The following is a 13,009-nucleotide window of genomic DNA, read 5'->3' as shown; positions in this document are numbered from 1 at the left end:
GATTTCCCGTTATGGTACCTATCAATTTATGAAAGCACAGCTCGGCATACACTCAGACTTACCCGCTGCGCGCTATTATCGCGCTAATGACCCGCAATGGCACTGGTTAGAAGAGCGTGATAAAGCTGACGTTAGTGACTTTTTAGAAGCCGCCAACCAGCAACAAGCCGATTGGTTTACCCCGCTAGCTCCGCTGGAGGAAGCGTTATACCAGAGCCACTTGGCTCGCCGTGAACTAGCCGTCACCAGCCTTAAGACACCGCTTGATCACTTTACGTTCTGGAGCAAGACCGGCGCCAAAGACGACTACCCAAGCTGGTGGCGTCATCCCAATAACCAACCTGAACAATATGAGTGCTTCTTCGACGTTAGCGCCCGCGCCGCCGAGTATGACTTTTACGACATGGGCGACATGGCGCTTTCACCCGACGAGCAGTGGCTAGCGTGGACAGAAGATACCCAAGGCGATGAACGTTTTACGCTCTGGTTGAAAGCCTTGCCTAACGGATCACCCGTGCAACTGCTTAGCGATATTGGCGCTGGCCTATGCTGGGCAGAAGATCAAACGGCCACCACCGCCACCCTACTATTTACCCGCTTTGATGACACTCAGCGCCCCGATAGCGTATGGCGCATCCTACTAAGCCTGGCTAACCCCAGCGCCTCACTAGCGCCTGAGCTGGTGCTGCGTGAGGACGACCCGGAGTTCTGGATTGGCATCGGCAAAACCCGTTCACGGTCATGGCTACTGCTCGAAAGCGGCTCAAAGGACACCAGTGAAATTCATCTGCTGCCAGCGCACTCCCCTGCCGAGACGCCGCGGTGCATTCAGCAGCGCCAAGCGGGGGTGGAGTACAGCATTGATCACCGCCCGGGCAGCTTTTATCGACTGCATAATCAAGCAGGCGCTCACTTCCAGCTTGATTATCTGCAGGAAAGCCAGCTTGGCCAGCGCCAATTAGGTTGGCTAACCTTAATCGGTCACCGTGAAGAGGCCACGCTTGAAGGCGTCGATGCGTTCTCCTGGGGGCTGATGCTGGGTGAGCGCGATCATGACCAAGCGCAGGTGCGTTTAAGGCGATTAGTGTTTGACGCGCAGCATGCCTGCACATTGGATGAGTATCTTGCCCTGCCCGAACAGCCATGTTCACAACTGTTGGAAGATGCACCGCACTTTGATAGCCAGATACTGCGCTTGCGCGAAGAGTCGTTTACCCAGCCACCCAGTTGGTTCGCGCTTGATCTCACCAGCGGCGAACGCACGCTGCTCAAACGTGTGCCCGTTTACGGCAATCTTCAGCCTGAACAATTAATCAGTAAGCGTCTATGGGCCACCAGCCATGACGGCGAGCAGGTACCGGTATCGGTGGTCATGCGCGCCGACCTAGCGGATCAGCCTTTACCCACGCTGCTGTATGGCTACGGTGCTTATGGCGAGGCGCTAGATCCTTGGTTCTCTATCGCCCGGTTAGAGCTACTCGAACGTGGCGCAGCTTTTGCTGTTGCTCACGTTCGAGGTGGCGGTGAGCGCGGTGAACCCTGGTATTTAAACGGCAAGATGGCCCATAAGGAAAACAGCTTCCATGATTTCCTGGCAGCGCGCGAGGCACTGGTTGAGCAAGGCGTTAGTGATCCGCGGCATGTCGTTGCCTATGGCGCCAGCGCCGGTGGGCTACTGGTTGGCACCTGCATTAACCGCGCGCCTGACGCTTTCTGCGCCGCCCTACTTGATGTGCCTTTCTTGGACGTGCTGCGCACGATGCAGAATCCGGAACTTCCACTGACGACCGCAGAGTACAGCGAGTGGGGGAACCCCGACGACCCAGAAGTGGCCGAACGAATAGCCGCGTACTCCCCTATCGACAATATCAAGGCGCAGGCTTACCCAGCCCTGTGGATTGAAGGCAGCTGGTTTGATACCCGAGTCAGCTACTGGGAGCCAGCCAAGTTTTATGCCCAGGTATCACGGCAGCAGCTGGGTTCAGCGCCGATTCTAATGCGTACTGATATGAGTAGCGGCCACGGTGGCTCATCCGGGCGTTTCAAAGCCTGGCGCGATACGGCGCGGCAAGATGCGTTTATTCTTTGGGCGCTGGGCCTTAACACTCAACCCTCTCCAGCTCCTGCATAAAGAGTATGAAGGCCTGCTGTGCCCCCGCCAACACAGCAGGCCAGGTAGCGGTCGGGCAGTGATGCTCAGCGAAACGCCAGAAGTCGGCCCACTGGGCCTCCTCTAAAGGGTGAGTAGTCAAAAAACGCAGCGGTACCTGATTTCCCATCACGCGCTTAACGTGTCGAGCAATCATGGCGCCCCCCAAACGCGACCCTTCCAACACATAGAGCATGCCTACGATGCTCGCCATACTCTCAGGTAGTGAAACGCCGTGGGGTGCGCTCACCTGATGGCCTAATTGATCAATATCCGCCCTCAGCAGCGCTGCTCGTTGAGTGAGGGGGTAGTGAGCACCGTGAGCAGTTAAACCAATGCTCAACACTTCTTCTAAGCTGGCTATCGGCACATAAAGGGCGCTTAACGCAGTGGCATATTCTGGCAGGGTTAAATCCTGCTTAAGCAGCGGCTTCAACGCGGGGTGCTGATCCACTCGACGATGGTCTGCCCGTGTTTCACGCTTCAACCATTCGCTAAGCGTTGGATTACTCATCCGTTGTCCAGCTGAATGACTTTGCCTGTTGAAGTAAGGCACGAAGTTTCAGCAGGTAGATACGAGTACTGGAAAACCAGGGCCTGCTGTGACCCACACGCTGCTCCACCCAGGCTTCAAATGACCGTCTCGGGGCAATCGCACTGCTGCCATTGCGATAGTCGACAGGTTTATCTGGATTGCCGCCCCAAGTGACTTCATAGAGGTGTTCCAGTCGGCAAAGATAGAGATTAACGCTGTGATACTGATCCAGAGGTAAATCACTAACGACTGCAACGCCCGCAATCTCACTCAATGGCATATCAGCACAATCGCGCTGTAGATTATCGCTTATCCATACGGACGACGTTTCAAACCTGGCCGCCTCGGCTACAACACCCACAGCGCTCGCCGATAATACGACCCCTCTTTGATGGTACTCATGTCCGACCTGCAAAATAACACCATCAGCATTAAACGTTTCCATTAGCCAACGACTCAATTCGGGCCAAGCGCTCTCTAACTCACCATGGCGCATCAGTACCGCTTTGGCTTGGTCAAACTGGCGCTGCAATCCATCCAGTATCTGTAACCGCCGACGTGCTTTATAGTCGCGAAGACGTAAATTAAAGGCTTCTGAAAGCGCACTCATGGCCTGTAACTGGCTAACCGTTAACTGTTTTGGTACCGCACTGTGGCAAGAGATCAGCGCATCAAGTTCACCTGACTGGGTGATGGGGAGAGAAATAGCCGAGCCAACGCCCATATTGGCCATATACTCTTGATGAACAGGCGATACGCTGCGCAGATCAGTCCAGGTAAGATTGGGATGTGATGACTCGGCACGCCCAACAATGGCCGAGGGTTCAGCGCTGGCGTGGGGAATAGAGCGCCATGGATTTTGTAAGTAGAGCTGACGTGCCACCTGTGGAATATCGCTGGCGGGGAAACGCAGCCCTAAGTAGCTACCATCCACCTCCGGCTGACGGGCTTCCGCCGTTACTTCACCGTCGCCTTCCGGCATAAAGCGGTAATAGTGCACTCTATCGAAGCCGCTTAAGGCCAGCAGCGCCTCTAATAGTTGCTGGCACTGGATTTCCAGCGCTTGGCGATCTTCTGGTACAGGATAGGCCTCCCCTGTCATAGGCATCAGGTCAGCATGAGCATCCACTGGGTAAAGCTCATAGATCAGCTGTTCGCCGTTATGACTGATGATCACATCAAACTCTTGCTGCCCAATATTCCCCTGGCCAATATAGCGCTCCCCCTGATTAAGGGGTGGGGCGATATTGTGAACCTCCTCAAGAAATTCGGGCAGCGGTTGGTCTAGTAGCTGTTCAATACGCATATCTAAAGCGAGTAAGCTTGCCAAATTAGCCGATACATGGCTGACACGTCCTTGAAGATCACTCACCACCAGCGCCCCGTGAGCCTGAATGGCGCCGGAAAGATGCAACTGCTCCTGCTCACACTGCTCGATAAACCCGTCTTGCATCGCCACGTTAGGAATTCCTTTCCTTGTCATCGTTGCTTGAAGGCAAAGCATAGGCCGCTACTAACACGGTAAACTCAGCCAGCGGTAGAGGTCTTGATAATAAGTACCCTTGAACGTAATCACAGCCATTAGCGGTCAACCAACTCAGTTGAGCCTGCGTTTCCACCCCTTCCCCCACGGTGCGGATATTGAGCGCTTTGGCCATGCCCAAAATCGCCAACGCAATCGCTTGGTCACTCTCATCAGCATTACCTAGACCGTCGACAAAGCTTTTGTCTATTTTCAGCTCAGCCAGCGGCAACCGTTTTAGATACGCCAGAGAGGAGTAGCCAGTGCCAAAATCATCGACCGCCAGCTTGATGCCAGCTTCACGCAGTTTTTCAATATTGCCTAATGCCGCGCTCGAGCGGTCCACCAGCGTACTTTCGGTAATCTCTACCTGGATAAGCTCGTGGGGGACACGGTACTGCTTTAAACAGGTAAACAAATGGGAGATGAAACGCTCTTCCTGAAAGCTGCGGGCAGAGACATTCATGGCCACTGGCGGCGGGCAGATACCGTCAGCAAGCCATTGCGCCAGCTGATTAACCAACAGCAGCGCAACATGCCGATCCAGCTCTAAAATCAAGCCTGTTGCTTCTGCGACAGGGATAAAATCGGCAGGACTTACCGCGCCCAGTACCGGATCATTCCAACGCAGTAACGCCTCGGCTCCCACTATCTGATTGGGAGAAGCGCTGGTAAATTTAGGCTGATAGACCAAGTGCAAACGACCTTGCTCCATGCCTTCTCGCAAGGCGTGCTCTATGGCGACGTCTCGCATCAAGCGCTCTTGCAGCTCGGGTTTGAATAGCTCAAAACGGTCACGACCGTTCTCTTTAGCACGGTACATGGCCGTATCGGCAGCTTTGGTGAGGCCTGCCACATCTTCACCGTCATCGGGGCAAAAAGCTAGGCCAACACTTGAGGTGACGAATAGCGAATGACGGCGAACTTCAAAAGGTTTGGAAAGCGATTCAACTATCCGCTTGGCCACCTGTTCGGCACCTTCAATCGTGGTTTCCGTGACGATAATGGTAAATTCATCGCCCCCCAATCGGGCTACGGTGTCCATCTCTCTCACCAGCTCACGCAACCTAGCAGCCACTTGAATCAGCAGCTCATCACCAACGTCATGACCCAAGGTATCGTTAATGCTTTTAAAGTTATCCAGGTCTAGAAACATTAGCGCGCTGATTTGATTATTGCGTTTAGCGTGGGCAATGGCGACCTGAAGGCGGTCTTGAAACAACGTCCGATTGGGGAGGCCTGTCAACGCATCGTGAGTGGCTAAGTACTCCGCGTGCTGCTGAGACTCTTTAATGTGCGTGATATCCGAGAATACGGCCACATAGAGCATTGCTTCATGGCTATCCGGCTCAATACTGTTCAGCGTCAACCACTGTGAAAACAGCTTGCCATCATGTCGGCGGTTCCACACCTCTCCTTGCCAAAAGCCATTATGTTGAACTAGCTCCCATAAAATATGGCAGGTGGACGCAGGCTCAGTATCCATCCCATTTTCTTGTTCGCTGTATATAAGCGGCAGCGCCGGGGTGCCCAGTACCTGTTGAGCGGAAAATCCGGTAATCCGTGAGAAGGCGGCATTAACTGATTGGACATTACCTAACGCATTAATGACAACAATGGCCTCACCCGCCTGCTCGTAGACTTTAGCGGCCACCTGCATTTCCCGCTCGGCCTGCTTGCGCGACGTAATATCTTCCGCTTCTGTCAGGATCAGGTGTGGGTGGCCTTGCTCATCGCGTAAGACTTGATGAACCGACGAGAAAATACGCACGCCGCCGTCAGGCGTGGTCAACACGTGTTCCGCTTTTACCATGCGCTGATAGCGCAGTGCCTCAAGGTCACATGTCCACAGAGAACTAGCATAGGGTTCCGGAAATAATTCAAAGGGTGTATGGCCTACAAGTTCATTCTGGGACAAGCCAAACGTGTTTAAAAACTGGGGATTAGCAAACGTGTAGTGACCATTGAGATCCTTGAGCGCCATCATCACCGTGCTATTTTCCATCAGTGCGTTCAACTGCGCCTGGGATTGGCGTAATTTGGCCTGCACATGGCTAAGGTCGGTGATGTCCATCAACGTCACGATCAATAGCTCTACCTTGCCATCTCGACTAACGCCTGGCGTCAATACTCGCTGTAACAACCGCCCTTCAACTTCAACCACATCCTCTTCCGGCATCCCACTGGTCATAACGCTGGCAAGCTGCTGTTCCAAGTTATTGAGTGCAGACGGAAGTTTTAACCCCCCCACGTGCCGCTGAAGGGCCGTAGGTCGAAAGTTGAAATAGCGTGCGGCTGGAGCGTTATAGCGCTTCAAGCAGTGGTCGGTATCAAATACCAGCAGCGGAAAATCAAGTGCATCATAGAGGTAGGTGTACTCTTCGTTAAGCTTCGTCAGCTCACCGGTTTTAACATTGAGTTCTTCATTAAGGCTTATCAGCTCTTCATTAGTAGCTTGAAGCTCTTCGTTGGCGGCCTCCATCTCTTCATTAGTGGCCTGCAACTCTTCATTGGACGCCTGGGCCTCTTCATTAAGCGACTGCATCTCTTCGTTGGCCGTGGCCAGCTCTTCAATTAGCGCCTGGAGATGTTCACGGGTAGCCACCAGCTCATCTTCTAAGCTATTTCCTTTTTCCGTTGGCAGCGGCTCCATTAGCCGCTCTAACGACACATCGGTTGCTGGAACAGCTTCAGTAATGGGATTCGGCGTTAGAATCACCAGAAGACGGCTGTCGTCATCGCTCTCCAGCGACCGCACACTGAGCCGCCACCAGCGGTCTTCAAAACGCCGACGGCGGCCTACCTGAGGCTCCCGCAGTTTCTGGAACTGATGCAACATCGTCATCAGCTCTCCGCGAAACACCGGACTAATCACATCGCTGATGCCTACTTGCGTGCGACCAGCAGGAAAATGTAAAAATTTAGCGACGTCACCCGCTGTATGCAGCACGCTTCCTTGGGTATCGCACAAGGCAACAGTTGCTTCCATATGGGAAACCAGCCCATCTAACAATTGCTGCATATCGCGATCACGCCGACGTAAAGGCTGACTCTCCCCACCCCCTTGCGATGAACGCACGGCTACTTCGCGGCTTTCACCCTGTTTGCGGAACAGACGTTCACGTCTATTCAGCGGCGTAAATAAACTTTCGGTTTGGGCGATACTTTCCGAGCGCCCTAGAAAAAGCACTCCTTTGGTTCTGAGGCCAAAATGAAAGCGCTGCAGCACCCGCGCCTGCAACTCATTATTGAAATAGATCAACACGTTACGGCAAGAAACCAGGTTCAATCGCAAAAATGGGGGGTCGTTGACCAAATTATGTTTGGCAAACACGACCATATCGCGCAGCTCTTTGTTGACCTCGTACGTATGCTCGTCAGCAGTGAAGTAACGCTCCACCCACTCGGACGGCAACGCTTCAAGGGCAGCCGCTATATAGCGACCGCGTCGAGCAATCTCCAAAGCATCTTCGTCGATATCGGTAGCAAATATCTGCACTACACGGCTGAACTCGCCATGCCGCCGCTTGGCCTCGGCAATCATTAACGCAATCGAGTAAGCCTCTTCCCCTGTTGCACAGCCCGCCACCCATATCCGAATTGGCTCACGACCTGCCTCTTGGATAAGGCTATTCACAGCCCCATCCAAAGCATCAAATGCGGACCTGTCGCGTACAAATGCCGTTACCGAAATTAAAATATCGCGACCTAGCTGCTCTAATTCTGCAGCATCAGACTCCACTAATGCTAAATACTGATGCATATCGGCAACATTTGTAGCAATCAAGCGCCGCCTGATGCGTCGACTTAACGTGCCTTTTTTATAGCCGGAAAAATCTAGCTTTCGATGCTCTTTTAATAATGCTAATAAGCGTTCTGGTACGTAGGCCTGTTTATCCTCCATGCCTGAACGTTCAAGGCGAGAAAGATCAGCCAACCGTGACGCCATGGACTCTACATCCAATACATAATCAATGACGCCGGCATCCAGCGCCGATTGCGGCATGCCGTTGTACTTAGCGCTGGCTGGCGTTTGCACCATCGTGATGCCACCGGCCGCCATAATAGCGCGTAAGCCAGCCGTACCATCAGAACCGGTGCCTGACAGCACAATCCCTACCGCAGCCTCATGAGCGTCCGCCGCTAGCGAGATAAAAAATTCGTTAACCGACGGTTTTGGCCCAACGTGAGGTCTTATGGGGGTGGTATAAAAAACCCCCTCTTTAATAAGAGCATTGGTATTCGCAGGCACCACATAGATTACGCCCGCTTCTGGGGTTTGATTATCTTCAAAGAGCTGGACGCTTAAACGGGTCTCTCGGCTTAAAATGTCGACCAGCATACTTTTATGCTTCGGAGATACATGCTGTAACACGACATAAGCCAGTGGCATGTCCGGATCAAGCGGCTTTATCAACTTTGAAATGGCTTCTAACCCGCCAGCAGAGGCGCCGATACCCACCACGAGGGGAGGGATGGGAGGAAAGCTGGCAGCGGTCATGAGAATCCTTACAAGGGGAAACAGTCTCCGCTCAGTTTACACACCTTACTGCGCAAAGCGACATTTTCAGAAGTCGAACCAGCCCAATAACCACCTGTTTTTTAATGCAGATTACATTCGTATTTGCTACTGCTTTTAGTTTAGCTTTAGACATTCGCTGTGCACCTGGGCAACCCCAGCTAATCAGCCAAACTTAACTTCAAATATAGAAATTTAGTGATGGCAAACTAAAACGCTGGCGTAAAGCGACGAGGCTAGCACTCGCCACGAACGCCTTTTATGCGCTATTCCACAACGCTCTCGACGCCACTAATTACGCAATTTATTTATTAAGTGGACACACGTGCCTTCCAAATCAAGCCGTTCCGATACTTATCTTGGCTGCGTTTTGTCTGTGGTTCGGTGCACATAGGCACTGTCAGCGGCGCATTTTGCAGCTTGCCGGGCTGTTGTTTTTATGGGTTATTGGCTTCATTGCTTTAGCGGCTCACTTTGGATGGCCGGTGCCTGCATGGCTACTGCGAGCAATTAAGTTAATCCCCGGCTTGCTCTGCTTTTTGTTAGGTATCGCGATACTGATGGTAAGTCGACGCATTCCTCACTTGAAAACGTCGTTAAGCAGTAAGAGCAACTAACGGCGTTTAACTGTGATGTATTTCAAGGCTACCTATTTGCTCGACCGATGCCCATCGAGGCTTTGCAGGGATGGTTGGCAGAGCACTTTTAGGTTAATTAAAATTAACTAAAAAGCACTTTTCTGTGTTGTGCTCAAGCGTGACGTATGCAAACCATCAATTTATGAAAATATTTTCCACAAAACCATTCGCTCGCTCCCGGTTCTGCGCCATACTACACCTTAGTCGCATACACTAACGTCTAACCTCGATCTATAAGCCCGGTTTATAAGTTACAAGCCCAATGCTTATGACAGCTCTTTAGGAGTTAATAGAAGCCATGAAATACCAAGATCACTTCCCGACAATTTGGGACGCTCCTCGTAAGACTAGCGCCAAACCCGCTAACCAGGCGCCAGCTAAAAAAGTACTTTCACCGGTTAAAGAAGCGTTTTTATCTATTTGGGATATCCCAAAGCGCCAGCCCAGCGCATAAAGCGTCAGGAATTACATCGGCAGCACGGCAATGATGTGTGACTCCAACTGCTGCTCAGGGACTTCATCTTGAGAAACGGCAAAACTACGCACACTGATCCCTTTACGGTGAACCCGTTCGGCGTCATTGCTTAACAGCGGATGCCAGCCCGCCAGCTTGCGTCCCTCTGCCACTCGCCGGTAACCACAGCTTTGTGGTAACCAGGTGAATTCTTTTACTAAGGCAGGAGTAAGCTGGGTGCAGTCGGGAACCGTTTTAAAACGGTTCTCATAATCGCTGCACTGGCAGCTATGGATATCCAGCAGGCGGCAAGCCACGTTCAGCACTGCCAGTTCCTGGGTATCCTCGTCGTGCAACTTTAGCAGGCAGCACTGCCCACAGCCGTCGCATAGCGCTTCCCACTCCTGGGGCGTCAACTCTTCCAGGGTATAGCGCTCCCAAAAACGCTCGCGCATCGCGGTTTCCATCGTTTTCTCCTTCACTACCACACAGAAACACGTCCTATGGTGGTGTATCAGTGTGGCTTAATTCTGCCAACAGCGCTGGCCATAAAGCTTGAAAGTCGTCCTCTAGCGCTTGGTAATCGTCGTGCAGCCAGGGCACCAGAGCGGCAAGCTGATTCGGGCCAGACAATCGCTGGCCGATTCCCGCCACGGCGCGGCAGGTAAACGCGAAATCAGCGTAGCCTCTTAACCAGTCGTGCTCGACAAGTGATGGCACCATACCCGCCAGCCGGTTCGGCGCAGAGCGCGCTAAGAGCAGTCGATAGCAGCGTTTTACAATTACTTCCTGGTCAGCCTGCCCCGCCGTATCACGGGCTAGAAAATGATCCCAAACCATATCGAGCGCAATGCCCGCATAGCGGCGCTGAGCAGGCGGGGCGCGTCGCCGCGCATTAATAACGCTCGGATGACTATCCACCCAGGCATCCACACGACGGTGATGACGAATGCCTAGCGCCGTGGCCGCGGGCCAATCACTTAAGTCACGCCCCTTAACCCCATCGGCAATTAAATTGCCGTAGAGAAAATCATCGCTACCCGCCCTGACGAGCCAAGCATGGGCAAGAAAATTCATGTAAAGCTAACGCTACTCATCGTCAGAACGCATATTAGAATGCGAGGCCACATGGGCGCGATGCATGTCGAGCAAGTAGGCCTCTTTAGGCGGCGGCATCTGTAAATAAAAGCCTTTATCGTTAATACCTTCGACCACATCGGCCGCATTAACACGTGACAACTTTTTATCAGCCGTTAGCAGCATGGTAAAAACCGGCACTGGCTTACCAAACGTTTCCAGCAGTGGCGCTGGTATATTTGCCAATCCTTGACGTTTATCTACGTACAAATACATTTCATCTTTACGCGAGCTTTTGAACACCTCGCAAATCAGTTTGTCGCTCATGATGGTCGCTCCTCAAGGGCCTGGGCCAGCGCAGCATTCAAATACTCTCCCCGCCAACCGCTCGGCCAGGTGCAAGGCTCGCCCGCCAAGTCCTGCATCACAAGTGTTTCAATATCACGGCGGCGCAGCAGCATTTCCGGTGCCACACCTAATTCGTTGGCTTTAGCCGTCACCGCTTTTTTGAGTGCCTTAAAGCGCGATTTGAACGATGGATGCATCGGGTCTGGCCAGCGTGTCGGCAGTGACGCTTCATCGCAATGCTGCGCCTGCTTCACCATTGCCAAAAGAGCATCACCCTCTTTTTTAATTAGCACCGGCTTAACGCCTTCCACCTCAGCGAGCTCGAAGCGGTTGCTGGGCATCTTTTCGGCGATGGCGAACAGCAATTTATCGCTAATTAGCCAATTACGCGGCAAATCGCGACGACGTGTTTCGCCTTCACGCCATGTGGTCATCAGCCGATACGCCTCCATTTGACGGGGCATCAAGCGCCATAATTGACGTTGACGGGTATACCACTGTTGATCGTTATCAACGCTGCGCCCGGCCTGTTCAATCAAGCTAGCACTCTCAGCTTCCACCCACTCACGACGACCTAGCGTAGTGAGCTTTTCAGCCTGTAGCGCCCAGACTTTCAATAAATAGATAACGTCTAGCGCGGCGTAATGGCACTGCGCAGGCGACAGCGGGCGCACTAACCAGTTTGAGCGCGTTTCCTCTTTAGGCAACGTTTCACCGACCCAAAATTCGACCAGTTTTTGATACCCCATTCCTGGATTTTCACCCAAAAAACCTTGTACTACCTGAGTATCAATTAAGGGTACGGGTAACACGCCTGCCCAGTGCTGAAAAACTTCCAGGTCCTCGCTACAGGAGTGGAGCAACTTAATCGCACTGTTTTGCAGCAGAGCACGGAATTTATCAGTACACGGGACAGCCACAGGATCAATTAGATAAGCCTCTTCACCCGCGGTGAACTGAATCAACGCAGGCACTGGAAAGAACGTATTCTCTCGGAAAAACTCGGTATCCAGAGCAATCACAGAAGCATCGGCTACTTGATCGCACGCAGCATCAAGCGCCTCTGGAGTATCAAGCCATTGAAAAGAGGGAGTAAGAGAGGACAAAAGCATTCTTCCAAGTTGGCGCAAGCGCTAAAGCGCTTGCGTTTAGATAGGCTTATTCGCTGGCAAAAGGCAGGCGACCATTAAACGCGCGACTCAAGGTGCCGCCATCAACATACTCCAGCTCACCGCCCATCGGGACGCCATAGGCAAGCCGCGAGAGTTTGACGCCATATTCTGCTAACTGCGAGGCAATATAGTGAGCTGTCGCCTCCCCCTCGATAGTAGGGTTCGTCGCCAACACCACTTCTTCGACGAGCCCTTCTGCGACACGTGCTTCTAACAAATCCAAACCAATCGATTCTGGGCCAATGCCATCTAACGGTGAGAGGTGGCCGTGCAGCACAAAGTAGCGGCCTTTAAAGCCGCCGGCCTCTTCAATCGCTAGTTGATCGGCAGGTGACTCCACCACACACAACAACGCATCATCGCGGCGTGGGCTTTCGCACAGCATGCAAATATCGGCTTCAGTGAGTGTGCGGCAACGTTGGCAATAGCCCACTTCTTCAATGGCTTGTTGAATAACTGCAGCGAGTCGCTGCCCCCCTGGGCGTTCACGCTCAAGCAGGTGCATCGCCATACGTTGAGCCGTTTTAGGCCCAACGCCTGGCAGTACGCGAAAAGCATCCATCAACTGCTCAACGAGAGGAGAAAAACGCATTGC

The 13,009-nt window shown here is 52.7% G+C and carries 9 protein-coding genes; 1 reads left to right on the top strand and 8 read right to left on the bottom strand.

Annotation, left to right across the window (positions count from 1 at the left end):
• Nucleotides 1–28: 28 nt before the first annotated feature.
• Entirely contained in the window at nucleotides 29–2,131 is a 2,103-nt protein-coding gene (locus V8L71_RS12495; RefSeq protein ID WP_336274308.1) for a S9 family peptidase, read from the top strand.
• Here V8L71_RS12495 and V8L71_RS12490 read toward each other — a convergent pair.
• From V8L71_RS12490 to recR, 8 genes are all read right to left on the bottom strand, one after another.
• Nucleotides 2,100–2,663 carry a biliverdin-producing heme oxygenase gene (locus V8L71_RS12490; RefSeq protein ID WP_336274307.1) on the bottom strand — a complete coding sequence of 188 codons (564 nt, stop codon included), beginning with the start codon at nucleotides 2,661–2,663 and terminating at the stop codon, nucleotides 2,100–2,102. The genes V8L71_RS12495 and V8L71_RS12490 overlap by 32 nt on opposite strands.
• Entirely contained in the window at nucleotides 2,656–4,137 is a 1,482-nt protein-coding gene (locus V8L71_RS12485) for a GAF domain-containing protein (RefSeq protein ID WP_336274344.1), read from the bottom strand. Before V8L71_RS12485 ends, V8L71_RS12490 begins: the two co-directional genes overlap by 8 nt.
• Before the next feature lie 7 nt (nucleotides 4,138–4,144).
• Nucleotides 4,145–8,707 (bottom strand): EAL domain-containing protein, encoded by a 4,563-nt coding sequence (locus V8L71_RS12480; RefSeq protein WP_336274306.1) that lies wholly within the window; start codon nucleotides 8,705–8,707, stop codon nucleotides 4,145–4,147.
• 1,121 nt (nucleotides 8,708–9,828) lie between these two features.
• On the bottom strand, nucleotides 9,829–10,284 hold the full coding sequence (locus tag V8L71_RS12475; protein ID WP_101147892.1) for a YcgN family cysteine cluster protein: 456 nt from the start codon (nucleotides 10,282–10,284) through the stop codon (nucleotides 9,829–9,831).
• Nucleotides 10,285–10,318: 34 nt separating this feature from the next.
• Nucleotides 10,319–10,894: an acyl carrier protein phosphodiesterase gene (locus V8L71_RS12470; RefSeq protein WP_336274305.1), complete on the bottom strand. Its 576-nt coding sequence runs from the start codon at nucleotides 10,892–10,894 to the stop codon at nucleotides 10,319–10,321.
• 12 nt (nucleotides 10,895–10,906) lie between these two features.
• Nucleotides 10,907–11,221, bottom strand: a complete 315-nt coding sequence (locus tag V8L71_RS12465; RefSeq protein WP_101147890.1) for a YcgL domain-containing protein — start codon at nucleotides 11,219–11,221, stop codon at nucleotides 10,907–10,909.
• Nucleotides 11,218–12,354: a ribonuclease D gene (rnd, locus tag V8L71_RS12460; RefSeq protein ID WP_336274304.1), complete on the bottom strand. Its 1,137-nt coding sequence runs from the start codon at nucleotides 12,352–12,354 to the stop codon at nucleotides 11,218–11,220. Before rnd ends, V8L71_RS12465 begins: the two co-directional genes overlap by 4 nt.
• 46 nt (nucleotides 12,355–12,400) lie before the next feature.
• Nucleotides 12,401–13,006 (bottom strand): recombination mediator RecR, encoded by a 606-nt coding sequence (gene recR, locus V8L71_RS12455; RefSeq protein WP_101147888.1) that lies wholly within the window; start codon nucleotides 13,004–13,006, stop codon nucleotides 12,401–12,403.
• Nucleotides 13,007–13,009: the final 3 nt, after the last annotated feature.

Source organism: Vreelandella indica (genome assembly GCF_037070225.1).
Taxonomy (GTDB): Bacteria; Pseudomonadota; Gammaproteobacteria; order Pseudomonadales; family Halomonadaceae; genus Vreelandella; species Vreelandella arctica.
The sequence above is the reverse complement of the archived record's forward strand: the minus strand, read 5'-3'. Positions and strand labels throughout refer to the sequence as shown.

Coding starts and splice junctions, on each gene's coding strand:
- V8L71_RS12480 (WP_336274306.1), bottom strand. CDS start 8,707: ATGACCGCTGCCAGCTTTCCTCCCATCCCTCCCCTCGTGGTGGGTATC.
- V8L71_RS12465 (WP_101147890.1), bottom strand. CDS start 11,221: ATGAGCGACAAACTGATTTGCGAGGTGTTCAAAAGCTCGCGTAAAGAT.
- recR (WP_101147888.1), bottom strand. CDS start 13,006: ATGCGTTTTTCTCCTCTCGTTGAGCAGTTGATGGATGCTTTTCGCGTA.
- V8L71_RS12490 (WP_336274307.1), bottom strand. CDS start 2,663: ATGAGTAATCCAACGCTTAGCGAATGGTTGAAGCGTGAAACACGGGCA.
- V8L71_RS12485 (WP_336274344.1), bottom strand. CDS start 4,137: ATGCAAGACGGGTTTATCGAGCAGTGTGAGCAGGAGCAGTTGCATCTT.
- V8L71_RS12470 (WP_336274305.1), bottom strand. CDS start 10,894: ATGAATTTTCTTGCCCATGCTTGGCTCGTCAGGGCGGGTAGCGATGAT.
- V8L71_RS12475 (WP_101147892.1), bottom strand. CDS start 10,284: ATGGAAACCGCGATGCGCGAGCGTTTTTGGGAGCGCTATACCCTGGAA.
- rnd (WP_336274304.1), bottom strand. CDS start 12,354: ATGCTTTTGTCCTCTCTTACTCCCTCTTTTCAATGGCTTGATACTCCA.
- V8L71_RS12495 (WP_336274308.1), top strand. CDS start 29: ATGAAAGCACAGCTCGGCATACACTCAGACTTACCCGCTGCGCGCTAT.